Genomic DNA, 24,527 nt, shown 5'->3' on the forward strand with positions numbered 1-24,527 from the left:
ATCGTGCAGGACCCGACTCCCGCTTCCGCCCCGTCGGCCGGCCTGCCGTCGATGAGTCTGACAACCGGCGGCCTGGTGCGGGAAATCGCGCTGAACGTCGCGCTGCCATGGGGCATCGTGACCGGCGCGGCCCGTCTGGGGTATGGCGCACTGACCGCCAGCCTGGCGGCGACGGGCGCGATGCTGGTGGTGATGCTGGCGGGATTGCTGCACCGGCGCCGCCTGGATGCGATGACGCTGCTGGCCCTGGCGGCCACGCTGGCGGGGGCGGCCTGCGCGCTGTGGTTCACCACGCCGCGCCTGGTTCTGGCGCAATCCTCGCTGGTGACCGGGATAATCGGGCTGGTCTTCCTGGGCTCGCTGCTGCGGCGGCGGCCGCTGGTCTATGACCTGGCGCGCGCGACGGTGGGGACGACGCCCGAACGGGTGGCGGCGTTCGAGGGGCGGTGGGCCTTTCCGTCCTTCCGCCGCTTCATGCGGCTGCTGACTCTGGCCTGGGCGGCGCTGCTGCTGGGCGAGGCCGCGTTGCGGCTGGCCGTGGTGCTGTGGTGGCCCAACCCGGTGCTGCTGGGGGCGATGCATGTGCTGTGGATCGTCATTCCGATCGTGCTGGTGCGCTGGAGCATCCGGACCGGCCGGCGGATGGCCGCCCGCGCCTGAACGCGCCCTGCGTGGCAGCCATGCCCCTGGCGGGGGCAGGCACCGCAGAATGGCATGGACAAGCGGCCGGGAAAGCAGGAAACACGGTGCCCCATCTATCGGGTTTACGGCGCCGCCCATGTCGTCCACCACCACTTCGCTGGCCTATCGTCACCGCATTCCCGTCGGCACCCTGCCCGTGTGGCAGGTCATCCTGCTGGGGCTGGTGACGGCGATCGGGCCGCTGGCCACCGACATGTACCTGCCCGCCTTTCCGGCGATCGACCGCGATCTGGGCGGCGGGCCGGGGTCGGCGCAGATCACCCTGGCGGCGTGGCTGGCGGGGCTGGCGGTGGGGCAGTTCTCGCAGGGGCCGATTTCCGACCGGCTGGGGCGGCGCGTGCCGCTGATCGGCGGGTTGCTGGTGTTCAGCATCGCCTCGGTGGGCTGCGCCATGTCGCACGATTATCACATGTTCTGCATGTGGCGGTTCCTGGCGGCGGTGGGCGGATCGGCGGGTGTCGTGGTGCCGCGCGCCATCGTGCGCGACATCGCCACCGGCGTGCAGGGCGCGCGGATCATGTCGCAGTTGACCCTGGTGTTCGGCCTGATGCCGATCCTGGCCCCCAGCCTGGGCAGCCTGGTCCTGTCGTTCGGCCACTGGCGCTGGATCTTCTGGATCGCCGTCATCTACGGCGTGCTGGGCGTGATCGCCATCACCTGGACGCTGCCGGACACCATGCCGCGCGAGAAGCGGATTCCGATGTCGGTCTCCAACGTGCTGTGGCGCTATGTCACCATCGTGCGCGAGCCGATGTTCCTGTCGGCGGCGCTGCTGATGGGGTGCTCGGCCTTCGTGATGTTCGGCTACCTGGCCAGCGCGCCGATCGTCTTCGAACATATCCTGGGCTTCACGCCCGGACAGTTCGGCCTGTTCTTCGGCATAAATGCCGCCGTGTTCATCACGGGGGCGCAGATCAACGCCCGGCTGGTGCATCTTGTGCCGCTGCATGTGCTGTTGCTGCGGGGCGTCTGCTTCTCTGCCCTGGCGGGGGCGCTTTTCCTGGCCCTGGCCATCGCGGGGCTGGCGGGGCCGGCCCATCCGGTGCTGGTCTGCGTGATGATCAGCCTGGTCACCGGCTCGCTGGGCTTCGTCAACCCCAACGCCACGGTGCTGGCGTTCACGCGGCACGGGCACCACGCCGGCAGCGCCTCGGCCCTGATGGGCACGTTGCAGTTCACGGTGGGCTCGCTCAGCGGCGCGCTGCTGGGCTGCCTGCCGATGGATACGGTGCTGCCGATGGTCGGCGTCATGATGATGGGCATTACGGGGATGCTGGCCTGCGGCCTGTGGCACCGTCGTCACGCCGAGGCGGGGTAGGGGGCCGTCAGGGCCGCCCGACCGAATCGTAGGTGAAGCCCGCGCCGCGCATCGCGGCGGGGTCGAAGATATTGCGCAGATCGACGATCGTCCGGCCACGCATCGCCGCGGCCAGATGGGCCGGCGACAGGGCGCGGAATTCGTTCCATTCCGTCAGGACGACCAGGACGTCGGCACCCCGCGCCGCGTCCAGCGCGCTGTCGCAATAGGTGATGCCGGGCGGCAGGTGGGGGCGGGCGGGCGCCATCCCGACCGGGTCGAAGGCGCGGATATCGGCCCCGCGTTCCGCCAGCCGGACCAGGATGGGGATCGACGGTGCCTCGCGCATGTCGTCGGTCTCGGGCTTGAAGGTCAGGCCCAGCACCGCGATGGTTTTGCCCTGCACCGCGCCGCCGCATGCTGCGATGATCCGGCTGGCCATCGCCACCTTGCGCGCGTCGTTGACGCCGACGGTGGCCTCGATCAGGCGCGTGGGCGCGCCGGCTTCCTGCGCGATGCGGGTCAGGGCCAGCGTGTCCTTGGGGAAGCACGACCCGCCGTAGCCCGGGCCTGGATGCAGGAATTTCCTGCCGATCCGTCCATCCAGGCCCATGCCGCGCGCCAGGTCGTGGACGTTGGCCCCCACGCGCTCGCACAGGTCGGCCATTTCGTTGATGAACGAGATCTTCATCGCCAGGAACGAATTGGAGGCGTACTTGGTCAGTTCGGCGGTTTCCAGCTTCACGAACAGCACCGGGGCCTCGATCAGGTAGAGCGGCCGGTAGAGGCTGCTCAGCACCGCGCGGGCGCGGGCGCCGCCGTCGGGCGCGTCCTCGTCCAGCCCGACGATGACGCGGTCGGGCTTCATGAAATCGCCGATCGCATTGCCTTCGCGCAGGAATTCGGGGTTCGACGCGACGTCGAACGCCAGGTCGGGGCAGGTCTGGCGCATGATCTCGGCGATGCGGCGGCTGGTGCCCACCGGTACCGTCGATTTGGTGACGATGACGGCATAATCCGACATGGCGCGGGCGATCTGCCGCGCGGCCTCGTGGACATAGGTCAGGTCGGCCTGGCCGTCGCCGTTGCGCGGCGGGGTGCCGACCGCGATGAAGATCGCTTCCGCCCCCCGCACGGCGGCGGCGATGTCATGGCCGAAGGACAGGCGGCCGGCGCGGACATTGTCGGCGACCAGCGTATCCAGCCCGGGTTCGTAGATGGGGATGCGGCCGTCGCGCAGGGCCGCCAGGCGGGCGGGATCGATCTCGACCACCGAAACATCGTTGCCGAACTCGGCGAAGCAGGCTGCCGAGACCAGGCCGACATATCCTCCGCCGATCATTGCGATGCGCACAGACATTCTCCCGAAAAGACAGGGAAATTCCCGGTTGCGCCGGACTATGGGGCGCGGGGTCCGATTTGGCCAGAGGCGCGCGGGGCCCGCCTTCGCGTTCGCGCACCGGCGGCGTATTTTTGCGCCGCACAATTTGCTTGACCCGCCGACGGTCGCCCGGTCATAGATACGCCATGAAGTGGCGCTGCGCGCGCTTCATGGACGTTTCCTCCCTAAACTACGGCGGCGTTTCAGGACGCCGCTTTTTTTTATTCGGGACCGTTTTCCGCGCCGGTCGGTCGTCCTTGTTTTGACGTGCCCGCCGTCCCGCGCTACGGCAGTGTCATGCCCCATCGACCTGCCCGAGCCCGTCTGAAAACGCTTTTTGCCGGCGATCCGACGCGCGTTTCCCGGCGTCTCTCGTGAACGCTATTTTCGATTTCATCGCGGCGCTGGGCCGTGCGGCGCTGAATCTGGTCCGGATGGCCGGGGCCATGGCCCTGTTCGGCCTGGCCGGCCTGTCGCATCTGATCCGCCCGCCCTTCTACTGGCGGATCTTCCTGGGGTCGCTGGTCGAGATCGGATTCTTCTCGCTGCCCGTGGTGGCGCTGACGGCGCTGTTTTCGGGCGGGGTCATCGCCCTGCAATCCTATACCGGCTTCGCCCAGTACCATGTGCAAAGCGCCATCGCCGGGATTGTGGTGCTGTCGGTTACGCGCGAACTCGGGCCCGTGCTGGCCGGGCTGATGGTGGCGGGGCGGGTCGGCGCCGCGATGGCGGCGGAAATCGGGACGATGCGCGTCACCGACCAGGTGGACGCCCTGACCACGCTTTCGACCAACCCGGTGAAATATCTGGTGACGCCCCGGCTGCTGGCCGGGACGCTGGCGCTGCCGTTCCTGGTGCTGGTGGCCGACATCCTGGGTGTTCTGGGCGGGTTCACCGTGTCGGTCGTCAAGCTCGATTTCTCGGCCCCCGCCTATATCGCCGCGACCCTGGCGACGGTGAAGCCGATCGACATCACCGTGGGGCTGGCCAAGGCGGCGGTCTTCGGGTTCCTGATCGCGCTGATGGGTTGTTATCATGGCTACCACAGCCGCGGCGGCGCAGAAGGGGTGGGGGCCGCCACGACCTCGGCGGTGGTGGGGGCCTCGATCCTGCTGCTGGCGTTCGATTACCTGCTGACCGACGTGTTCTTCTCGCAATGACGGACGCAACACCCAAGATCCGCATTCGCGGCCTGACCAAATCCTTCGGCCCGAAACGGGTGCTCGACGGGATCGACCTCGACGTCATGCCGGGGACGTCGTGCGTCGTCATCGGCGGGTCGGGCAGCGGCAAGTCCGTGCTGCTGCGCTGCATCCTGGGCCTGATCACGCCCGATTCCGGCTCGATCGAGATCGACGGCGTGGATATCCTGGCCTTGCCTGCGCGCCGGCGCGAAAGTGCGATCGAGAAGATCGGCATGCTGTTCCAGAACGGCGCCCTGTTCGACAGCCTCAGCGTCTGGGAAAACGTGGCTTTCGGCCTGATGGCCGCCGGGCGGCGGCACGGCGCGCGCATGGCCCGTGCCGAGGCCCGCGCCCATGCCGGACGGGTGCTGGAACAGGTGGGGCTGGATCCTTCGGTCGGCGCATTGTCCCCGTCCGAACTGTCGGGCGGCATGCAGAAGCGCGTGGGCCTGGCGCGCGCCATCGCCTCGCAGCCGGACATCCTGTTCTTCGACGAACCGACCACCGGGCTGGACCCGATCATGGGGGCGGTGATCGACGGGCTGATCGTCGATTGCGTGCGCCGGCTGGGGTCGACCGCCATCGCCATCACCCACGACATGGCCTCGGCCCAGCGGATTGGCGACCGGGCGGCCATGCTCTATCAGGGCAAGCTGATCTGGCAGGGGGCGGCATCGGCGCTGCTGAACAGCGGCAACCCCATGGTGGACCAGTTCACGCATGGCCGGCGCGAAGGGCCGATCAGCATGGAACTGCGCCGCTAGCACGCGCTCCGCCCCGTCCGTTTTCCGTTCCGGAGTTACGTCGCTTGGCCCGTCGTCCGTCGTCGCCCCGATTTGTCTGCCAGTCCTGCGGGGCGGCCTTCCCGAAATGGGCCGGCCGCTGCGAGGCCTGCGGCGCGTGGAACAGCATCGTCGAGGAGGAAGCGACGCCGTCGGCCACCGGTGCGCCGGCCACGCGGCGTGCCCGGGGGGCGAAGATCGCCTTCGTCAGCCTCGACGGCCAGGCGGAGCCGCCGCCGCGCATCGGCACCCGCATCGGCGAGCTGGACCGGGTGCTGGGCGGCGGGCTGGTGCCGGCTTCGGTGGTGCTGGTGGGCGGCGATCCGGGCATCGGCAAATCGACGCTGCTGCTGCAGGCGGCCTGCGCGCTGGCAGGCAGCGGCCGGCGGGTCATGTACATCTCGGGCGAGGAGGCGGTGGACCAGATCCGCCTGCGCGCCCGGCGGCTGGGGCTGGACGCGCCCGGGCTGGACCTGGCGGCGGCGATCAACGTGACCGACATCGCCGGCACGCTGGAGGCCGAGCGCGACGTGACGCTGGTCGTCATCGACTCGATCCAGACGATGTGGCTGGAAAGCGTGGACAGCGCGCCCGGCACCGTCAGCCAGGTCCGCGCCACGGCGTTCGAACTGATCCGCCTGGCCAAGCAGCGGGGCTTCAGCCTGATCCTGGTCGGGCACGTGACCAAGGAGGGCGCGCTGGCTGGCCCCCGCGTGCTGGAACACATGGTCGACGCCGTGATGTATTTCGAGGGCGATCGCGGCCACCAGTTCCGCATCCTGCGCGCCGCCAAGAACCGCTTCGGCGCCACGGACGAGATCGGCGTCTTCGCCATGACCGACCAGGGGCTGGTCGAGGTTCCCAACCCCTCGGCCCTTTTCCTGGCGGAACGGCGCGGCCACATCGCCGGATCGGCGGTCTTTGCCGGCATCGAGGGCACGCGCCCGGTGCTGCTGGAGGTCCAGGCCCTGCTGTCGCCCAAATCCGGCGATTCCGCGCCGCGCCGCGCGGTGGTCGGCTGGGATTCCTCGCGGCTGAACATGCTGCTGGCGGTGCTGGAAGCACGCTGCGGCATGAAGCTGCAGGGCATGGACGTCCATCTGAACATTGCCGGCGGCCTGCGGGTGCTGGAGCCGGCGGCCGATCTGGCGGTGGCGGCGGCGCTGGTGTCCGCCGCCACCGGGCGGCCGACCCATGCCGGGGCGGTCTATTTCGGCGAGGTCGGCCTGTCGGGCGAGGTCCGGCAGGTCGCGCAGGCCGATGCCCGCCTGAAGGAAGCGCAGAAGCTGGGCTTCGACGCCGCCTTCCTGCCGCGCCGGGTTGCCCGGGGCAACACGCGGCTGGTCGCGCCCGAGGGGCTGCACCTGAACGAAATCGGGCATCTGGGCGACTTGGTGGCGCTGTTCGGCGGCGTGGAGGAGGACGGGGACGCGGCATGACCGCCGGGCGCGTCATGCTGACCGCGCCCGCCCGGCTGGAGCGCGAGGTCCGCAAAAGCCTGTTTCTGGCGCAGGCGGCCCCGGTCGCCTCGCCGGCCGAGGCGCTGGCGTTCGTGCGCGCGGTCGGCATTGCGGACGCCACCCATAATTGCTGGGCGTACCGCATCGGGCAGGATTACCGCAGCGACGATGACGGCGAACCCGGCGGCACGGCCGGCCGGCCCATCCTGCAGGTGATCGACGGGCAGGGGTTCGACCGGACGGTGGTGGTGGTCACGCGCTGGTTCGGCGGCATCAAGCTGGGCGCGGGCGGGCTGGTCCGCGCCTACGGCGGGACGGCGGCGGAATGCCTGCGCCTGGCCCCCCGGCTGCCGATCGTGCCCATGACGCGCCTGGCCCTGCATTGCGGCTTCGCCGATCTGGCCCTGCTGCGCGCGCGGCTGGGCGCGCTGGACGCGACGGTCGAGGACGAGGCGTTCGACGCGACCGGGGCGGCGCTGGTGATCGCCGTCCCCGACGACCGGATGACCGAGGCCGTGGCGCGGATCACCGACCTGACGCGCGGGCAGTCGGTGCCGCGCGTGGTGGACGACGAGGCCACGTGAGGAGAGCCTGAGGCCCTGGACCCGATCATGACGCGGACCGGTATTTGAAACATCCCGGCGTGCAGGACGTTGGGTCGGACATGAGTTTTCCCTTTGCCGCTCTGGTCAAATTGCTGCCGGCCCTGGAACAGGAAGCGTCGGAAAACGACGGCGCCGCCGCGTTTCCGCATGACGGCATGGCGCATCTGCGACGCCTGGGGGCGTTCTCCGCCCCGTTGCCGCCCGCATGGGGTGGGCGCGGGTACGGAACCGAGCCTGGGGGCGCGCTGGGTCTTCTTCGGCTGCTGCGCATGGTGGGGCAGGGCAGCCTGGCGGTGGGGCGGCTGCTGGAAGGGCATGTGAACGCCATCCGGCTGGTCGCCCGCTATGGAACGGACGCGCACATGCGGCGGGTGGCGGCGGACGTGCGCGACGGGGCGCTGCTGGGCATCTGGGTCACGGAAGGGGTCGAACCCGTTCGTTTCCACGACGACGGCGCGGCGATCATATTGCACGGCGAAAAACTGTTCGCCTCCGGGGCCTTGCAGGTGACGCGGGCCTTGATCACGGCGCGGGCGCCGGACGGCGACACGCGCATGATCCTGGTGCCGCGCGACGATGCCAGTGCGGCCAGCCTGTCGATCGGCGGCATCACCGGCATGCGCGGGGCGGGCACGGGGCGCTGCGATTTCACGGGGGTGGTCCTGACGCCGGACGCCCTGATCGGACAGCCGGGCGATTACCTGCGCCAGCCGGAATTCTCGGCCGGGGCATGGCGGGGCATCGCGGTGGCGTTGGGCGGGATCGACCGGTTGGTGGATCTGTTGCGCCTGCAACTGGCGGACAGGGCGCGCGACGGCGATCCCCATCAGCGGGTACGCGTGGGCCTGGCGCTGATCGCGCGGGAAACGGCCGCGCAGTGGGCCAGAAAGGCCGCCCTTGTGGCGGAAGGGCGCGGCTTCGACCCCGGCGACGTCGCCGCCACGGTCAATCTGGCCCGGATCGCGGCCGAGCGCGCCGGGCTGGATGTCATCGAACTCGTGCAGCGGGGGCTCGGCCTGTCGGCTTTCGTGAAAGCCAATGTCGTCGAGCGGATCCTGCGGGATCTGGCGACCTATCTGCGCCAGCCCGCGCCCGACGAAACGCTGGTCGAGGCGGCCGGCTGGTTCACCCGGCGCGACCTGCCCCAGCCGGAGGGGCCGGCATGAAGGCCGGGCTGGTCCAGGCGGCGTTCCGGGCCTTGCCCTTCGGGCCGCTCGACCGGATCGTGCCGGGCACCGCCCTGATCCTGGCCCCGCATGCCGACGATGAAAGCCTGGGCTGCGGGGGGCTGATCGCGGCGTGCTGCGCCGCCGGGCGGCCGCCGGTGGTGGCCATCGTGACCGACGGCGCGGCCTCGCACCCCCATTCGCATGCGTGGCCGGCCCCGCGCCTGCGGGCACGGCGGCAGGCCGAGGCCCGGCATGCCGTCTCCCTCCTGGGACTCGCGCCCGGGCGCGTCGTCTTTCTCGGCCTGCCGGACGCCGACGCGCCGCATGAGGGGCCGGCATTCGATCGGGCGGTGGCCACCCTGGCCGAACTGGCGGCGCGGCATGCGTGCGGCACGGTGCTGGCCCCCTGGCGTCACGACCCGCACTGCGATCATGAGGCCGTATGGAAAATGGGCGTGGCGTTGAGGAAAATGTGCGATCTGTCCCTGCTCGCCTATCCGGTGTGGGGCTGGCTGATTGCGCCGGACACCGAACTGGACCAGCCACCACCGCATGGAATGCGCCTCGATATCGCGCGCCATCTGCCGGCGAAGACCGAGGCGATCCGCGCGCATGAAAGCCAGTATGGCGGCCTGATCGTGGATGACCCGACCGGATTCCATCTTCCGGAAAAGCTGTTGTCGGTCTTCGATGTGCCCTTCGAGGTCTTTCTCGATCATGAGTAGCGAGACCTGGCCCGGATCGGTCTTCGCCCGCCTGTATGACGGGCATCCCGACCCCTGGGGGTTCGAGACCCGCGACTATGAACGCCGCAAATATGCCCGGACGCTGGCGGTGCTCGGCGGCCGGCGTTTCGATTTCGCACTGGAACTCGGCTGCTCCATCGGAGTGATGACGGCGGAACTTGCTCCCTATTGCAGCCGGCTGCTGGGGGTGGATGTGGCGGAAGCGGCATTGCTGCGCGCGCGCGCGCGCTGCCGGGGCTGGCCGGGGGTCTCGTTCCATCAGGGGCATTTGCCCGGCGCGTTTCCGGCCTTGCCGCCGGGTTCGTGCGACCTGATCGTGGTCTCGGAATTTCTGTATTTCCTGTCGCGGGCGGACATCGGGGGCCTGGCGGAGCGGGTTCTGACGGTGCGGCGATCGGATGCGGCGATCCTGCTGGTGAACTGGACCGGGCCGACGGATACGCCCTGTACGGGCGACGAAGCGGCCGATCTTTTCGTACGGCAGTGTTGCGGAGCCGGGATGAACGGCGCCTTTTCCGAAAGGCAGGACGGCTATCGGATCGACCTGCTTGCCGGTGACATCAAGGCGGGCTGAGGGGATTGGATCGGCCTGCTGCCCGACAGGCCGGCGACGATGTCCGCCGCCCGGGCGTGATGCCATGCCAGGTCGCTGCGGCGCACGCCCCGCCGCCGCAGGGACGGGGTTTCGGCTTCCAGCCGTTCCCAGCACATGCCGAAATATGGCCCTATCATCCGATGGGCCACATGATGCGCGGGGACGCCCAGCATCGCCGCCAGGTCGGCCGTTGACGCCCGCGTGCCGAGGCCCATCCCCCGTTCGTCATGAAGATGTCGCAGCCATGCCCTGGCGCGGGCCCGGCGCAGGCAGTCGTCCGCCGGTTCGAGGCTGTCGTCCAGCAGTTCGTCCTGGCGTTTCATCCGTCGCGCGATGGTATCGGCCATCCCGCCCCTGGCCCGCCCGCGGATGCGGCCCGAAACGGTGACCTGCACGTCGGCGGCATGACGGATCGGCGTGTCGACCCGGCGGAGGGCCGCGATAAAAGCGCGGTCCTCGGCAATGGGAAGGGCGGGAACACCGCCCGCCCGGGCCCACGCGGCAACGGTGACGGCAATGCTGGCGCCGGAATGTTCGGTATGGCGCGGCCACGGGTCGTACGGGTCCGGATCGGCCAGGTCATGGATGCGGTCCAGCACCGTGCCGTAGGCGACCTCGCGGTCGTCGTCGCGATGAAGGTGCGCCGGGATGGCCAGGGCCTCCGTCGGGTCGATCAGCGCGCGCCCGCACACGACCTGCGCGCCGTCGGCAAACGCGGACAGGGTGCGCCCGATCCAGTCCGGGGCCACGATGCCGTCCGCATCGGTGGTCAGCAGGATACCACCGGCCCCGGCGCGTTGGGCCGCAATCTCCATGGCCTCGCGCCGGGCAGTGCCGGCATGGGCGTGCGCGTCGGGATAGACGCGGCATGCCACCGTCAGCGCAAAGGGCAGGGAAGGCGACATGTCGCGGGCGCGGGCGACGGTGGCGTCGGTGGTGTTGTTGACCAGCAGGACGACATGGTCGGGCGTGTGCCGGCCCTGTACCGCCAGGCCCAGCAGGCAGGGGCCGATGCGGGTTTCCTCGTCACGTACCGGAATGGCGACGACCATCGAAGGGCGGGATGAAAGGGACCGGATCGGCACGGCCTATGCTTCTGGCAGGTGAGTGCTTTCAACGGCGAACCAGGCGACAGGTTGCCTGTCGGCCTAGGCCCTTGCATCCCATTCGTTTCATAAAGTGCCGGGTTTCCAAAGGGCCTGGCCCTTTGGGGGACAAGGGCAACGCCCTGAGGCTCTCAGGCGTCGTGCACCAGATCCAGGTCGCCGAAGCGGGTGAATTCGCCCTCGAAGAACAGATGCACGGTGCCGGTGGGGCCGTGGCGCTGCTTTTCCAGGATCAGCTCGGCGCGGTTGTGGGCCAGGTCCATCTTGCGCTGCCACTCTTCCATCGCCGTCTGGTATTTCTCGCTCGACTCGTGGGCGGTTTCCTTGGGCTGGCGCTGCTGCAGGTAATACTGGTCGCGATAGACGAACATCACGGCGTCGGCGTCCTGTTCGATCGACCCGGATTCGCGCAGGTCCGACAGCATCGGCCGCTTGTCCTCGCGGCTTTCGACCTGGCGCGACAGCTGTGACAGCGCGATCACTGGAACGCTCAGTTCCTTGGCGATGGCCTTCAGCCCCTGCGTGATCATCGAGATTTCCAGCACGCGGCTTTCCGGGCGGGTGCCGACCGAGGGGCGCATCAACTGCAGGTAATCGACCACCACCAGGCTCAGCCCCTTGGTCCGGGCAAGGCGGCGGCAGCGCGTGCGCATCGCCGACAGCGAAATGGCGGGCGTGTCGTCGATATGCAGCGGCAATTGCGCCAGTTCGCGCGTGACATGGACGAAACGGTCGAATTCCTTCTGTCCGATATCGCCGCGCCGGATGCGCTCGCCCGACACGCTGGCCTGTTCGGACAGGATACGGGTGGCCAGCTGCTCGGCCGACATTTCCAGCGAGAAGATCGCGACCGACCCCTTGGGCTGGGTGCCGGGCGGGGCGTCCTGCGCCTCGCGCATCAGCGCGCGCGCGGCGCTGAAGGCGATCTTGGTGGCCAGCGCCGTCTTGCCCATGGCCGGGCGGCCGGCGAGGATCAGCAGGTCCGACGGGTGCAGGCCGCCGGTCTTCTTGTCCAGGTCGCGCAGGCCGGTGGTCAGGCCCACGACGTCGCCGGTGCGGTGGAACGCCTTTTCCGCCACGTCCAGCGCATCGGCCAACGCCCGGTCGAAGCTGGTGAAGCCGCCTTCCTGCCCCTTTTCGGTGGCCAGGCGGAACAGGGCTTCCTCGCTGGCGGCGATCTGGTCCACGCCGTCCAGGTCGGGCCGCGCGCCGAAGGCGTTGTTGACGACCGTCTCGCCGATGTCGATCAATTGCCGGCGGACCCAGGCGTCGTGGATCGCGCGGCCATAATCGCCGGCATTGATGATGCCGACCATCGCCGTCAGCAGCCGGCCCAGATAGGCGGTGCCCCCCACCGCATCCAGCAGGCCGGAATGTTCGAATTCGGCGCGCAGCGTGACCGGGTCGGCCAGATGCCCGGCCTCGATCCGCCGGGCGACGGCGTCATAGATCCGGCCGTTGACGGCATCGGCGAAATGCTCGCCGGTCAGGAAGTCCGACACCCGGTCATAGGCGCGGTTGTTCGTCAGCAACGCGCCCAGCAGCGCCTGCTCCGCCTGCATGTTGGCGGGGGGCTGGCGCTGCGACAGGCCGAGCAGCGTGTCGCGGGACTCGTCGGGGGAGGGGTCGATCTGGTTCACAGGGTCCTCTTACCAGACGCAGGCTGTGGACCGGTCTGTGGATAACCAAGGAACATGGGGATAACTTTACAGGCCCGGTCCCGTGGACGCCTGTTCAGCCGCGGACCAGGCGGTCCAGTTCCGCGTAGCCGGCGACGATGTGATAGAAGGAACTGGCCGGAATCCGGTCGCCTATCGGACGCAGCGCATCGTCCAGATGGTCGTTCCACGTGCCGGTCGGACAGCCGGTGAAATAGCGGCCCAGCAGATTATCGACGATGCGGACGATCCGCGCCCCGCTGGTGGCGGGGTCGTACATGGCGATTTCCGCGCGCAGGCCCTCGGTCTGCGCCCACAGCCGCGCCGACCCCCGCACGATGGCACCGTCGCGGCGCAGCACGTCGCGGATCAGGCCGGTCTCGGGATCGACGCCGTGGCGGTGGCCGAACCCGAACAGGGTGCGCGCGTGATCGGACAGGGCGCGGCCGGTCAGGCGCCCGTACTCGCACAGCAGCCACACCCATTCGTACTGGTGGCCGGGTTCGACCAGCCCGCCGGCCGCGCCGGGCACGGGCCGCCAGTCATCGGTGAAGGCTTCGCCCAGCGTGCCTGTCCGCTCGTCGAACAGGCGGGTGCGAAACAGATCGACCAGGTCGTGCGCCAGGGTGGCGTCGGACTCGTCGCCCGTGGTCTCGAACAGCGCCAGCGCGGCTTCCAGCAGATGCATGTGCGGGTTCTGCTGCCGGGGACCGTCCCCGCGCGGCAGGGTGTCCAGAAACCCGCCGTTGGGGGTGGCCATGGCGCGCCGCAGCCAGGCGACCGTCTGCCGCGCCAGATGAACCGGCGCGCCCGACGTGTCCAGCCGCCCGTACCAGGACAGGGCGAAGATGATGAAGGCCAGGTCGTACAGGTCGGCCGTCGGGTCCAGCACCGCGCCGCCGGCGGTCAGGCGGCTGACCCATCCGCCGTCGTCGCGCAGCCCATGCCGCATGAAGCGATAGATGCCCCCGGCCCGCGCCGCGCCGCCGGGCCAGCCGTACAGGGCGGCGCGGGTGAAGGCGTACAGCTGCCGGGCCTGCACGCGCAGGCGCTTGAAGCCCGGATCGGCCGCTGTGCCGTCCGGGTTCAGCTGTTCGCGCGCGCCCAGCCGGGCGGGGTCGTCCGCGTCGCCATCGCACCCCGTGGCCCCCCAGACGGGCAGGGCGCGGTCGAACAGCCACGATCCGAACGCGGCATGGGCCTGGCGGATGTCGTCGGGCAGCGCCGGCACGGAGGGGGTCATTGATCGCGCGTCCCGGCTGTTCCGGCGGCGCGGATGCGGCCCAGGGTCCGCGTCGTCGACTGCCCGTCCTCCAGCCGCGCCAGCAGCAGCCGGCCGCCGGCCGCCTGCACCACGTCGGCGCCCACGACCTGATCGGGGCGGTAATCGGCGCCCTTCACCAACACGTCGGGCAGCAGCAGCCGGATCAGATCCAGCGGCGTGTCCTCGTCGAAGGCGACGACGGCGTCGACATGGCGGATCGCCGTCATGACCGTCGCCCGGTCGCGCAGCGTATTGACCGGACGCTCGGGACCTTTCAGCCGGGTCACGCTGGCATCGGTGTTCAGCGCCACGATCAGCCGGTCGCACGCCGCCCGGGCCGCCGCCAGCAGCCCGACATGGCCGGGATGCAGCAGGTCGAAGCACCCGTTGGTGAAGCCCACCCGCAACCCCTGCGCCTTCCACCGTGCGACCTGCTCCGCCGCCTGCTCGCGCGACAGCAGGACGGGGGCGCCGCCCGCATGGGCGTGGTCCTGCGCATCCAGTTCGGCCAGCACCTCGGCGATGTCGGCCGTCGCGGTGCCCAGCTTGCCGACCACGACGCCGGCCGCCGCGTTGGCAACATGCATCGCCTGGGCCAGGGTCATGCCCGAGCCCGCGGCCAGGGCCAGGGTCGCAATGACCGTATCGCCCGCGCCCGACACGTCGAAGACCTCGCGCGCGCGGGCGGGAACGGTCTGGGCGGCGCCGTCGCGTTCGACCAGGGCCATGCCCTTTTCCGACCGGGTGGCCAGGATGGCGCGGGCGTCGGCCTGCATCATGGCGGCGTGGGCGGCCTGTTCGATCTCGGCGTCGCTGTCCACCGGCAGGCCGGTCGCCTGCGCCAGTTCGCGGGCGTTGGGCGTGATGCAGGCGGCCCCGCGATAGCGCGAGAAATCGCGCGATTTCGGATCGACGAAGACCGGGACCGACCGCGCGCCCGCGCGGGCGATGGCGTGGCGGATCACCGGGTCGGCGCAAGCGCCCTTGGCGTAGTCCGACAGCACGACGATGGTGGCGGCGTCGATATGGGCGTCGATCGCGGCGATCAGCGCGTGGACCTCGGGCTCCTGCACCGGCAGGCGGCTTTCCTCGTCGGCGCGGACGACCTGCTGGTTGGCGGCGATGAAGCGGGTCTTGCAGATCGTCGGCCGGGCGTCGGTGTCCACCAGCGCGTCGGTCAGCCCCGGCCGCGCGCTGAGCAGCGCGCGCAGCGCCGCCCCCGGCGCGTCCCGGCCCACCAGCCCGATCAGGATCGCCCGCCCGCCCAGCGACAGGATGTTGTTGGCCACGTTGCCGACGCCGCCGGGCATTTCGCGCGTGCGGCCCAGGCGCAGGACGGGAACCGGGGCCTCGGGCGAGATGCGCTCCATCTCGCCATAGACGAACCGGTCGAGCATGACGTCACCGATGCACAGCACCGTGATCGACGAGAAATCCACGGTGTTACGCGCCCGATCCGGCCGCGTCGAACCCGGCGACAAAGCCGGCCAGCCCCGCCTGGCGCCGGGTTTCCAGCCGCGCCGCCACCAGCACGGCGCGGGCCTCGGCGATCGCCTGGTCCAGCTCGGTATTGACGATTACATGGTCGAATTCCCGCCAGTGCGAGATCTCGTCGCGGGCGGCCTTCATCCGGCGGGCGATTTCCTCGGCATGGTCGGACGCGCGGTTGCACAGCCGGCGTTCCAGTTCGGCCAGGGACGGAGGCAGCACGAACAGGCTGACCACGTCGTCGGGCAGGGCATCGCGGATCTGCCGGTGCCCCTGCCAGTCGATGTCGAACACCATGTCGCGTCCCGCGGCCAGCGCGGCCTCGACCGGGGCGCGGGGCGTGCCGTAGCCCCGGCCGAACACCGTCGCCCATTCCAGCATCTCGCCTTCCTCGGCCATGCGCTGGAACTGGTCCATGGTGCGGAAATGATAATGGACGCCCTCGGTCTCGCCGGGGCGGGGCTGGCGGGTAGTGACCGACACCGAATGCAGCAGCCGGTGGTCGGCGGCGCGCAGCGCATTGGCGATGGTCGATTTCCCGGCGCCCGACGGGGCGGAAATCACCAGGCAGACCCCCCGGCGCGCGATCGGTTGCCCCAGCGGCGTCCGGGCGGGCGTCTGGCGCGCGGGGTGGGCCTGGCGTTCGCTGGTGGGCGTCATCGGCGGCACATTCCTCAGATCCTCAATCGGCCCGCGGCGGCGCGGGTTTGCGGTCTTTTATCAGGCGGTCTCTAATCTGGCGAACATGAAACAGGATACGATTCTCGTCACGGGGGCATCGTCCGGCATCGGTCGGTCCATCGCCCTGGCCCTGGCGCGCCCGGGCGCGCTGCTGCATCTGGGGGGGCGCGATCCGGCGCGGTTGCGCGATGTGGCCGCGCGTTGCACCGGGCGCGGGGCAACGGTGCGCATCCGCCGCCAGGACGTGCGCGACCGCGCGGGCATGGAGGAATGGATCGGCGGGGCCGGCGCGCTGGACCTGGTGTTCGCCTGCGCCGGAATCACGGCCTCGACCGCGCGTCCCGCCGGCCGCGACGCCCCGTGCGAGCCGGACGGCCAGGTCCGCCGCATGATGGACACCAATCTGAGCGGGGTGATCAACACCGTCCTGCCGGCGCTGGCGGTGCAGGCGGGGCAGGCGCGCGATGCGCGCGGGGTGCGGGGACGGATCTGCGCTATCGCCTCGGTCGCGGCCTATGTCGCCTTTCCCGGCACGCCGTCCTATTGCGCGTCCAAGGCGGCGGTGGACCGCTTCATGGTGGCGACCGGCGGCAACATGGCCCGCGACGGCATCCTGATGTCCAGCGTGTGCTGCGGCTTCGTCCGGTCCCCGATGACCGCGGCCAACTGCTTTCCCATGCCCGGCCTGACCGAAATGGACGATGCCGTGGCCGCCATCCTGCGCGGGGTGGCGGCCGGGCGGCGGCGCCTCGCCTTTCCGTGGTGGCTGGCGGCGGGGTCGCGGATGATGGATCTGCTGCCGCCGCGCGTGGCGGATGCGTTCTATTTCCGCCAGCCCGCCGGACGGGCGGGCTCGATGCCCGAGACGGGGGGCGGCATCGCCGCCGACTTGCCATAAGGATCTATTCACGCAACGATTGCACCGCCATTCCCCCGCGCGATCGGAACCTGTGACGATGCCTTTTCCGCGCCCGCCCCTGATGGAGGAACTCGGCGTCGCGGCGGTGTCCCGCCCGGTGCCGGCCGCGCGCAAGACCATGCCCGTCGATCGCGTGTTCTGGAGCCATTTTTCCCCCAATCTCGGCCCCGGCGGGTGGGTGACGGGCGTGCTGCTGGTGTCGCTGGGGCTGGATTTCCGCGCGGGCCTGGTGGCGATCCTGATCGGGAACGTGGTCGGCGCGCTGCCGGTGGCGCTGGCGGCGTCGATCGGCCCCGCGACCGGCCTGACGCAGATGGAGGCCTCGCGCCGCGCCCTGGGCCGGATCGGCATCCGCCCGCCGGCCTTCCTCAACTGGGTGTACTGCGTCGGCTGGGACGCGGTGAACAATGTGCCGGCGGCGGCGGCGCTGATCGCGTTCCTGTCCATCATCGCGGGGGTCGGCCTGCCGTTCTGGGTGGCGCTGGGCATCCTGGCGTCGGTGCAGATGGTGGCCAGCATCTATGGCCACGACATGGTGCAGGCGCTGCAGAAATATCTGGGCGGCGTCCTGCTGCTGGCGTTCACGGTGATCGGGGTGGAATGCGTCTCGCGCGGGATCGCGGTGCCGCGGGCCGCCCATTCGCCGGGGCTGGCGACGTTTCTGCTGGCGGTGGCGATCCTGGCCAGTTTCAACCTGTCGTGGGCGTCCTATTCGTCGGACTACACGCGCTATCTGCCCGCCGACAGCGATCCGCGCCGGGTGGTCGGGCTGGCGCTGGCGGGGCTGCTGGGGTCGGCCGTGCCGTTCCAGATCCTGGGCCTGCTGACGGCGGCCAGCATTGCCGAACCGTCGCCCACGGCGGTGATCGCCAGCCTGCAGCACGCCGCCGGCCCGCTGGGGCCGGTGGTGCTGGCGGCGATCGCGCTGTCGTCGGTCACCGGCAATTCGTTCAACGACAATACGGCCAGCTACAGCCTGATTTCCGCCGGCATCCATGTGCCGCGCGTGCTGGCCGCCATCATCACGGCGACGCTGGGCTATGTGCTGGCGGTCGCGGGGGCGGGGCGCTATGCCGCGCTTTATACCGACTATCTGGTGGTGACGATGTACTGGATCGCGCCGTGGATCGGCATCGTGCTGGCGGACTGGTACCTGGGCGACAGGACCCCCCGGCCGGTGCCGCCGGGCTGGACGCGCGGGGCGACGATCTTCGTCGTTACCTCGGTGGCGACGATCCTGCTGTTCTCGACCAGCCAGCTTTATACCGGTCCGGTCGCGCAATGGCTGGGCGGGGCGGACATCGGCTATTATGTGGGCTTCTTCGGAGCGGCCCTGTGGTATGGCGCCGGGCGGGCAAGCACGTCGCCGCCCCATGAATAAGGATCGTGACCCGCCGATGACCCGCGCCGCATGAATCCCTGCCGTCCCTTCATCCTGCGGCCGGTGGCCACGACCCTGATTTCGCTGGCGCTTGTGATGGCGGGGATGTTCGCCTATCGCGTGCTGCCAGTGGGCGACCTGCCCAACATCTCGGTGCCGATCATCTATGTCGTCGCGACCCAGCCGGGGTCGTCGCCGCAGCAGATGGCCAGTTCGGTGACGACGCCGCTGGAGCGGCGCCTGGGCCAGATCGCCGGCATCAGCGAGATCGAATCCGATTCCACCGACAGTACCTCGTTCATCCTGCTGACCTTCGACGACAGCCGGAACATCGACGGGGCGGCCAACGACGTGCAGGCGGCGCTGCGGGCGGCGACGCGGGACATGCCGACCACCCTGCGGATGGTGCCGCAATACTGGAAGGCCAACCCTGCCGACAGCCCGATCATGGTGATGGCGCTGACGTCGGACACACGGCCGGTGGCCGAACTGCATGACGTCATGACCACGCGCCTCCAGCCGATGCTGGCGCAGATCAAGGGCGTCGGCTGGATCGAGATGGTCGGCAGTTCGCCCCCCGCCGTGCGGGTCGAGATGAATCCCTTCCCCCTGTTCAAGTACGGCCTGGGGTTCGAGGACGTCCGCTCGGCCCTGGCCTCGGCCAACGCCAACACGCCCAAGGGCTTCGTCGATGTCGGACAGCAGCGCTACAGCCTGTCGACCAACGACCAGGCCCGGCAGGCGGCCCAGTATCGCGACCTGGTGGTGGGCTATCGCGACGGCCGGCCGGTCCGGCTGGCCGACGTGGCCACCGTGGCCGACGGGGTCGAGAACGAACGCCAGACGGGCTATTTCAACGGCCATCGCGCAGTCATGGCCGTGGTCCGCTCGCAGCCCGGCGCCAACGTCATCCGCGTGATGGACCAGATCCGCGAGCGGATGCCGGCGATGATGGGCGCGCTGCCCGCCGGCATGACCCTGACGCCGGCGATGGACCGGTCGATCACCATCCGCGCCTCGCTGGCGGACACGCAGCTGACGCTTCTGGTCTCGGTCCTGCTGGTGGTGGGGGTGGTGCTGGTGTTCCTGCGCGCGCCGCGCTCGACGCTGATTCCAGCGGTAACGGTGCCCATTTCGCTGGCCGGGACGCTGGCGGCGATGTACCTGCTGGGGTTCTCGCTGGACACGCTGTCGCTGATGGCGCTGACCATCGCCACCGGCTTCGTGGTCGACGACGCGATCGTGGTGGTGGAAAACATCGCCCGCCACATGGAGGCGGGGATGGGGCGGCTGGAGGCCGCGCTGCTGGGTTCGCGCGAGATCGCGTTCACCGTGCTGTCGATCACGATCTCGCTGGTCGCGGTGTTCCTGCCGCTGCTGCTGATGCCCGGCACGGCGGGCAAGGTGTTCTACGAATTCGCGATGACCCTGGCGGTGACGGTGGTGGTGTCGCTGTTCCTGTCGGTCAGCCTGACGCCGATGATGTGCAGCCTGCTGCTGGATGTCAGCCACAATGCGCCGTTGCCCCCCGGCGCGTCGCGGGTGCGCCGTGTGCTGCGCCGCCTCTCGGACGGGATCGAGGCGATGTTCGAGGCGGTGCTGCATCTTTATGTGCGTTCGCTGGACCGGGCGCTGCGGCATCGCTGGTGGGTGCTGTCCACGCTGCCGCTCAGCCTGGTGGCGACCGTGGGCATCATCGTCCTGATGCCCAAGAACATCATCCCCAAGCAGGACGTGGCCCTGATCGTTGGCTATTTCCGGGGGGACGAGGCCGGGTCCTTCCAGACCATGGACCGCAAGATCCGCGCGGTGGGCGACGCCATAATGGCCGACCCGGACACCGAATCGGTGGCCGCCTTCTCGGGCGATACGCGGGTCGAGGGCCAGGCTTTCGCCCAGATGATCGGCAAGCGCGACCGCGCCGACGGCCCGGACGAGATGATCGCGCGCATCCGCAAGCGCCTGACGGGCCTGACGGGCTTGCGGCTGTCGCTGTTTTCGGCGGGCGATGTCAACGGCGGCGGCGGCCGGCAGCAGCAGGGCGCCTATCGCTATGTCCTGCGCAGCGACGATGCCGAGGATATCTATACCTGGGTGCCCCGGCTGACCCAGGCCCTGCAGGGCAGCAAGGTGATGACCGACATCACCACCAACCTGAGCGACCGCGCCTCGGCCGTGCATGTCGAGATCGCACGCGACACCGCCGCGCGCTACCTGGTGACGCCGCAGCTGATCGGCAACGCGCTGTACGACGCGTACGGCCAGCGCAGCGCGTCGAGCATTTCGACGCCGCTTGCGACCTATCATGTGGTCATGGAGGTCGCGCCGTCCTATCGCGACACGCCGGACGTGATGCAGGCCTTCCGGGTGTCGACCGCCGGCGGGACGGCGGGCGGCGGCACGGTGTCCAATACGGTGCGGGTGCGCGTCGATAACGGACAGGCGGCATCGCGGGCCACGACGTTGAGCCAGCAGTCGTTCCGCAACGCCGTGGCCAACCGGCTGGCCGGCGGCGCCGGGGCGTCCAGCGGTTCGGCCGTGTCCTCCAGTGTCGAGACGATGGTGCCGCTGCCGGTGGTGGCCCGGATGGACATGCGGCCGACCTCGATCTCGGTCGGCCATCGCGGCGGGTTCGTGTCCGGCGCCATCTCGTTCAACCTGGCCAAGGACAGGACGCTGAGCGACGCCACGGCCGAGATCGAGGCGACCATGGTGCGCATGCGCATCCCCAGCACCATCCAGGGCGGGTTTACCGGCCAGGCGGCGGAGTTCCAGACCGCGCTGATCAACGAACTGCTGGTGTTCCTGGCGGCGCTGGCGACGATGTACGTGACGCTGGGCATCCTGTACGAAAGCTACATCCATCCCCTGACCATCCTGTCGACCCTGCCGTCGGCGACGGTGGGCGCGGTGCTGGCCCTGTGGCTCAGCGGGCAGGAATTCTCGCTGATCGCGATGATCGGAATGATTTTGCTGGTCGGCATCGTGAAGAAGAACGCGATTTTGATGGTGGATTTCGCCCTGCATGCCGAACGCGACGGCGCCATGTCGCCCGAGGCCGCGATCCGCGAGGCCTGCGCCAAGCGCTTCCGGCCGATCCTGATGACGACGCTGGCCGCCGCCTTCGGCGCGGTGCCGCTGATCGTCAGCGCCGGCTACGGGATCGAACTGCGCCGGCCGCTGGGCATCGCCGTGGTCGGCGGCCTGGCGATGAGCCAGCTTCTGACGCTCTATACCACGCCGGTGGTCTATCTGCTGCTGGAACGCGTCCGCGCGTGGGTCGTGCGCAAGCTGTCGCGACGCTGGCGCAGGCATATCCTGCCGCCGCCCGACGCGCTGGATCACCACACGGTCTGAGAGCCTGTTTGAAAATGCGCGCTGGCGGCGATCCGACGCGCGTTTTCTGCGCTCCGATGCTCACGGCCCATAAGGCCGCTCCGCTTCGGGGCTCGAAAACACACGCCGGGCGTTTCACTGCGTTCCGCTCTCGCTCGCCAGCCCACATTTTCAAACAGGCTCTGACGGTTACGGTGCGGTGATCGCGACGGGTTCGGGCTGTAGGGGCAGGTAGGATACGCTCTGGTCGCGCCCGCGCCGCTTGGCCTCGTACAGGGCCTGGTCCACCGCCCCCAGCAGGGCCGCGCCGTCCGTCATCCCGGCACCCGGCTCCAGCACCGCCACGCCCAGGCTGATCGTGACCACGCCGTCGTCGCGCCCGGCGTGGCGCCCGGCGTGGCACAGGCCCAGGCCACGCACCGCCAGGCGCAGCCGTTCGGCGATGCGCTCGGCCTCGGCGGCGGAGGTGTCGGGCAGCAGCACCACGAACTCCTCGCCGCCATAGCGCATGACAAGGTCGGTGCGCCGTACCAGGCCGCCCTGCAGCGCGTCGGCGACGGCACGCAGGCAGTTGTCGCCGGCCGGGTGGCCATAGTGGTCGTTGTAGGCCTTGAAGGAATCGACATCGATCATGATGACGGCCAGGGGCCGGCCGCTTCGGCCGGCCTGCGGCACCGCCTGTTCCAGGCACTCGTTCAGGCGGCGCCGGTTGCCCAGGCCGGTCAGGGCGTCCAGCCCGGCCATCCGGCGGTGGTACTGTTCGGTCTGTTCCTTTACCAGCGCCACCATGCCGGCGCTGAGCAGCATCATCAGGACCAGCGACGACAGGCCGACGAAGATCAGGCCGGCATGCGCCACCTCGGCGGCCCGATCGCCGCCGGACAGCCAGGCGGTGATCAGCGTGCGGCCGAAACAGCACAGGCTCTCGATGCCCAGGATGCCCGCCACCCACCATCCGGCGACCAGTCCCTCCCTTTCGCCGCGCAGCAGTTCCATCGGGGCGACGATGAAGAGCGACCCGGCCAGCAGGTTGGTGACGACCACCCGCAGGTCGGGGTGATCGGGAAAATCGAGGGCGAGGTACAGCGCCAGCCAGGCCACTCCGGGCGCCAGGACCACCCATGGCGGGACCCGTCGCCCGCGCGTCCTCCGGCAGGCGACACAGATGATGCCGATCGCCTCCATCACCCCGACATTGGAGAGGACGATCCCCGGCAGGGGCGGCAGAAGCGTGCGGACGGCGAAGGACACCGCCACCAGCAGGGCGGACGCCGTCATCCACAGCATCGCCACCTGCCGGCGATCCTGCAGCCACGCGCCGATATAGTTGCTGCTGGTCAGCAGGATCACCAGGATGATGGTCAGGGGCAGGATCATCGGGGGGCGTGGGTCCACGATCCGGGTGGCGGTATCCAGTCGGCCGGCATGCGATTGACCTTCACGTCGCCGATCCGTCTTCCGTCGATACGCCTTCATGATCGATCGCGTGGCGTAAGGAAAGGATGAAATCGCTGGGCGGCCGCGCGGGGCCGCCTGCACGGCACATGCCCCGGATTGCGGCCGGGCCGGCTTTTCGAGAATCGCGACCTCGCGCCGACTACCGACCTGCGCGGGGTGGCGAGCGGCGTCTTGCAGGCCCGACGCTACCCGACAAACAGCCATAGCCGGAACACCAGGTTTTCGACCGCGCCGTGGCGGGCCATCGCCGGCAGTGCCCCGATCAGGCGCAGCCGGTCGCGGCGGCGGCCGCGCAAGGCGCGGCCGATGCACGCCAGGTCGCGGCGGGCGCTGTCGGTCAGCACGCCGTCCTGGGCCAGCAACTGGCCGACATTCTGGCGGAATACGCCCATGAAGGCGCGCGGTCCGCGCCGCAGCGCGCGCAGGGCGCGAACCGGCAGGCTGGGGGCGCCCACGGCATTGTCGGGATGCTGGCGATACAGCACCATCGGGCAGGGGTCGACATGCGCCACGCCCCCCGCGCCCAGCACCAGCAGATAGGCCCACCAGTCGTGCAGCACCATGGGCGGCGGCGGGGCGCAGGCCGCGATCACGGCGCGCGCCGCGTCGTTGAGCATGATGGTGCAGCCCGTCGCGGCATTCTGCGTCAACGCCGACAGGAAGCATGGCGTGGCGGCATGGACGGGCGACAGACCCATGGTCCGCAACTCGCCGTCCACCAGGATCTGCCGCCCGCAATACAGGGCGGGCCGGTGGGCGGGCAGGCGCCCCAGATGGTCCAGCCCGCGCCGGATCTTGTCGGGCAGCCACACATCGTCCTGGTCGGCGAAGGCGACGACCGACCCGCGTGGCGCCGCGCGCAGCAGCCGCAGGTACGAGGGCGCGATGCCCAGATGCCGGCCCGACGCGTCGATCTCGACGCACCGGCCCGCGCCGTCGCCGCGTTGGAACGCGCGCATGATCTCGGCCGATCCGTCCGACGATCCGTCGTCGCGCCACAGGATCGTCCAGTTCGTGCAGGTCTGCGCCAGGATCGAGCGGAGTTGCGCGGGCAGGAACGCCGCCCCGTCGTAGACCGACAGCACGATGGTCACGGGAACGGCGGGCCGGTCGGCCGCCGGGCATCGTGGCGGGAGGGGGGCCGCCTCCGCAACCGTCCCGGCGAAGTCGATGTCGTCGATGAAACGGATCGAATCCATCGGCCGGCCGCTCTAGGGCGTGGGGGTGTCGGCCACGAGGGCCGAGACGGTGCGGGCGAGGCTGTCGCGCCAATAGGGCAGGCGAATGCCGAAGGTCCGGTAGAGCCGGTCGCAGT

20 protein-coding genes are annotated in these 24,527 nt (G+C 70.0%); 12 read left to right on the forward strand and 8 right to left on the reverse strand.

Translation table 11 applies throughout. The features are described 5' to 3' along the window. The first annotated feature begins 51 nt into the window (after nucleotides 1-51). Both HLH34_RS05785 and HLH34_RS05790 read left to right on the forward strand, forming a co-directional pair. Nucleotides 52-660: a VC0807 family protein gene (locus HLH34_RS05785; protein ID WP_240162026.1), complete on the forward strand. Its 609-nt coding sequence runs from the start codon at nucleotides 52-54 to the stop codon at nucleotides 658-660. 118 nt (nucleotides 661-778) lie between these two features. Beyond that, nucleotides 779-2,020 (forward strand): multidrug effflux MFS transporter, encoded by a 1,242-nt coding sequence (locus HLH34_RS05790; RefSeq protein WP_183118622.1) that lies wholly within the window; start codon nucleotides 779-781, stop codon nucleotides 2,018-2,020. 7 nt (nucleotides 2,021-2,027) lie between these two features. Here HLH34_RS05790 and HLH34_RS05795 read toward each other — a convergent pair whose 3' ends face one another. Then, complete coding sequence (locus HLH34_RS05795) at nucleotides 2,028-3,341, reverse strand: UDP-glucose dehydrogenase family protein (RefSeq protein WP_220792062.1); 1,314 nt, start codon at nucleotides 3,339-3,341, stop codon at nucleotides 2,028-2,030. Nucleotides 3,342-3,754: 413 nt separating this feature from the next. On the opposite strand from HLH34_RS05795, the gene HLH34_RS05800 reads away from it, so the two are divergent. From HLH34_RS05800 to HLH34_RS05830, 7 genes are all read left to right on the forward strand, one after another. After that, complete coding sequence (locus tag HLH34_RS05800) at nucleotides 3,755-4,540, forward strand: MlaE family ABC transporter permease (RefSeq protein WP_183118623.1); 786 nt, start codon at nucleotides 3,755-3,757, stop codon at nucleotides 4,538-4,540. Beyond that, nucleotides 4,537-5,328 carry an ABC transporter ATP-binding protein gene (locus tag HLH34_RS05805; protein WP_183118624.1) on the forward strand — a complete coding sequence of 264 codons (792 nt, stop codon included), beginning with the start codon at nucleotides 4,537-4,539 and terminating at the stop codon, nucleotides 5,326-5,328. The genes HLH34_RS05800 and HLH34_RS05805 overlap by 4 nt, the downstream gene beginning before the upstream one ends. A gap of 44 nt (nucleotides 5,329-5,372) precedes the next feature. Further along, nucleotides 5,373-6,785, forward strand: coding sequence for a DNA repair protein RadA (radA, locus tag HLH34_RS05810; protein WP_183118625.1), 1,413 nt, complete (start codon nucleotides 5,373-5,375; stop codon nucleotides 6,783-6,785). Next, the gene (locus HLH34_RS05815; protein WP_183118626.1) at nucleotides 6,782-7,390 is read left to right on the forward strand and encodes an IMPACT family protein; all 609 of its coding nucleotides are present in this window, start codon (nucleotides 6,782-6,784) and stop codon (nucleotides 7,388-7,390) included. The genes radA and HLH34_RS05815 overlap by 4 nt, the downstream gene beginning before the upstream one ends. 80 nt (nucleotides 7,391-7,470) lie before the next feature. Continuing rightward, entirely contained in the window at nucleotides 7,471-8,577 is a 1,107-nt protein-coding gene (locus HLH34_RS05820) for an acyl-CoA dehydrogenase family protein (protein WP_183118627.1), read from the forward strand. Next, nucleotides 8,574-9,305 (forward strand): PIG-L deacetylase family protein, encoded by a 732-nt coding sequence (locus tag HLH34_RS05825; RefSeq protein WP_183118628.1) that lies wholly within the window; start codon nucleotides 8,574-8,576, stop codon nucleotides 9,303-9,305. The genes HLH34_RS05820 and HLH34_RS05825 overlap by 4 nt, the downstream gene beginning before the upstream one ends. Then, nucleotides 9,298-9,900 carry an SAM-dependent methyltransferase gene (locus HLH34_RS05830; RefSeq protein WP_183118629.1) on the forward strand — a complete coding sequence of 201 codons (603 nt, stop codon included), beginning with the start codon at nucleotides 9,298-9,300 and terminating at the stop codon, nucleotides 9,898-9,900. Before HLH34_RS05825 ends, HLH34_RS05830 begins: the two co-directional genes overlap by 8 nt. On the opposite strand, the gene HLH34_RS05835 is transcribed toward HLH34_RS05830, so the two are convergent. The 5 genes from HLH34_RS05835 to gmk all read right to left on the reverse strand — a co-directional run bounded on the left by HLH34_RS05835 (nucleotide 9,858) and on the right by gmk (nucleotide 16,097). Then, on the reverse strand, nucleotides 9,858-11,006 hold the full coding sequence (locus tag HLH34_RS05835; RefSeq protein ID WP_264784499.1) for a glycosyltransferase: 1,149 nt from the start codon (nucleotides 11,004-11,006) through the stop codon (nucleotides 9,858-9,860). The two genes, HLH34_RS05830 and HLH34_RS05835, sit on opposite strands and share 43 nt — an antisense overlap. A 152-nt stretch (nucleotides 11,007-11,158) precedes the next feature. After that, a complete protein-coding gene (locus tag HLH34_RS05840; protein WP_183118630.1) occupies nucleotides 11,159-12,667 on the reverse strand; it encodes a replicative DNA helicase in 1,509 nt (502 codons plus the stop codon). A gap of 94 nt (nucleotides 12,668-12,761) precedes the next feature. Then, a complete protein-coding gene (locus HLH34_RS05845) occupies nucleotides 12,762-13,928 on the reverse strand; it encodes an AGE family epimerase/isomerase (RefSeq protein WP_183118631.1) in 1,167 nt (388 codons plus the stop codon). Next, nucleotides 13,925-15,388 carry a D-glycero-beta-D-manno-heptose-7-phosphate kinase gene (rfaE1, locus tag HLH34_RS05850; protein ID WP_183118632.1) on the reverse strand — a complete coding sequence of 488 codons (1,464 nt, stop codon included), beginning with the start codon at nucleotides 15,386-15,388 and terminating at the stop codon, nucleotides 13,925-13,927. The genes HLH34_RS05845 and rfaE1 overlap by 4 nt, the downstream gene beginning before the upstream one ends. A 4-nt stretch (nucleotides 15,389-15,392) precedes the next feature. Next, nucleotides 15,393-16,097 (reverse strand): guanylate kinase, encoded by a 705-nt coding sequence (gmk, locus tag HLH34_RS05855; RefSeq protein WP_183118633.1) that lies wholly within the window; start codon nucleotides 16,095-16,097, stop codon nucleotides 15,393-15,395. Between the two features lie 85 nt (nucleotides 16,098-16,182). On the opposite strand from gmk, the gene HLH34_RS05860 reads away from it, so the two are divergent. Genes HLH34_RS05860 through HLH34_RS05870 form a run of 3 tightly spaced genes read left to right on the forward strand, consistent with a single transcriptional unit; the run spans nucleotide 16,183 to nucleotide 21,775 of the window. Beyond that, nucleotides 16,183-17,016 carry an SDR family NAD(P)-dependent oxidoreductase gene (locus HLH34_RS05860; RefSeq protein ID WP_183118634.1) on the forward strand — a complete coding sequence of 278 codons (834 nt, stop codon included), beginning with the start codon at nucleotides 16,183-16,185 and terminating at the stop codon, nucleotides 17,014-17,016. A gap of 58 nt (nucleotides 17,017-17,074) precedes the next feature. Then, the gene (locus HLH34_RS05865; protein ID WP_240162024.1) at nucleotides 17,075-18,418 is read left to right on the forward strand and encodes a purine-cytosine permease family protein; all 1,344 of its coding nucleotides are present in this window, start codon (nucleotides 17,075-17,077) and stop codon (nucleotides 18,416-18,418) included. A 30-nt stretch (nucleotides 18,419-18,448) separates the two neighbouring features. Beyond that, the gene (locus tag HLH34_RS05870; protein ID WP_183118635.1) at nucleotides 18,449-21,775 is read left to right on the forward strand and encodes an efflux RND transporter permease subunit; all 3,327 of its coding nucleotides are present in this window, start codon (nucleotides 18,449-18,451) and stop codon (nucleotides 21,773-21,775) included. A 168-nt stretch (nucleotides 21,776-21,943) separates the two neighbouring features. Here HLH34_RS05870 and HLH34_RS19755 read toward each other — a convergent pair whose 3' ends face one another. Together HLH34_RS19755 and HLH34_RS05880 are read right to left on the reverse strand one after the other, a co-directional pair. Next, nucleotides 21,944-23,149 (reverse strand): GGDEF domain-containing protein, encoded by a 1,206-nt coding sequence (locus HLH34_RS19755; protein WP_183118636.1) that lies wholly within the window; start codon nucleotides 23,147-23,149, stop codon nucleotides 21,944-21,946. Between the two features lie 248 nt (nucleotides 23,150-23,397). Beyond that, a complete protein-coding gene (locus HLH34_RS05880; RefSeq protein WP_183118637.1) occupies nucleotides 23,398-24,411 on the reverse strand; it encodes a glycosyltransferase in 1,014 nt (337 codons plus the stop codon). Nucleotides 24,412-24,527: the final 116 nt, after the last annotated feature.

Origin of the sequence: Gluconacetobacter azotocaptans (assembly GCF_014174355.1) — a bacterium.
Lineage (GTDB): Bacteria > Pseudomonadota > Alphaproteobacteria > Acetobacterales > Acetobacteraceae > Gluconacetobacter > Gluconacetobacter azotocaptans.

Bases quoted from the DNA above. Each gene is read 5' to 3' on its own strand.
- HLH34_RS05785 (WP_240162026.1), top strand. From the start codon at position 52: ATGAGTCTGACAACCGGCGGCCTGGTGCGGGAAATCGCGCTGAACGTC.
- HLH34_RS05790 (WP_183118622.1), top strand. From the start codon at position 779: ATGTCGTCCACCACCACTTCGCTGGCCTATCGTCACCGCATTCCCGTC.
- HLH34_RS05795 (WP_220792062.1), bottom strand. From the start codon at position 3,341: ATGATCGGCGGAGGATATGTCGGCCTGGTCTCGGCAGCCTGCTTCGCC.
- HLH34_RS05805 (WP_183118624.1), top strand. From the start codon at position 4,537: ATGACGGACGCAACACCCAAGATCCGCATTCGCGGCCTGACCAAATCC.
- HLH34_RS05815 (WP_183118626.1), top strand. From the start codon at position 6,782: ATGACCGCCGGGCGCGTCATGCTGACCGCGCCCGCCCGGCTGGAGCGC.
- HLH34_RS05820 (WP_183118627.1), top strand. From the start codon at position 7,471: ATGAGTTTTCCCTTTGCCGCTCTGGTCAAATTGCTGCCGGCCCTGGAA.
- HLH34_RS05825 (WP_183118628.1), top strand. From the start codon at position 8,574: ATGAAGGCCGGGCTGGTCCAGGCGGCGTTCCGGGCCTTGCCCTTCGGG.
- HLH34_RS05830 (WP_183118629.1), top strand. From the start codon at position 9,298: ATGAGTAGCGAGACCTGGCCCGGATCGGTCTTCGCCCGCCTGTATGAC.
- HLH34_RS05845 (WP_183118631.1), bottom strand. From the start codon at position 13,928: ATGACCCCCTCCGTGCCGGCGCTGCCCGACGACATCCGCCAGGCCCAT.
- gmk (WP_183118633.1), bottom strand. From the start codon at position 16,097: ATGACGCCCACCAGCGAACGCCAGGCCCACCCCGCGCGCCAGACGCCC.
- HLH34_RS05860 (WP_183118634.1), top strand. From the start codon at position 16,183: ATGAAACAGGATACGATTCTCGTCACGGGGGCATCGTCCGGCATCGGT.
- HLH34_RS05865 (WP_240162024.1), top strand. From the start codon at position 17,075: ATGCCTTTTCCGCGCCCGCCCCTGATGGAGGAACTCGGCGTCGCGGCG.
- HLH34_RS05870 (WP_183118635.1), top strand. From the start codon at position 18,449: ATGAATCCCTGCCGTCCCTTCATCCTGCGGCCGGTGGCCACGACCCTG.
- HLH34_RS05880 (WP_183118637.1), bottom strand. From the start codon at position 24,411: ATGGATTCGATCCGTTTCATCGACGACATCGACTTCGCCGGGACGGTT.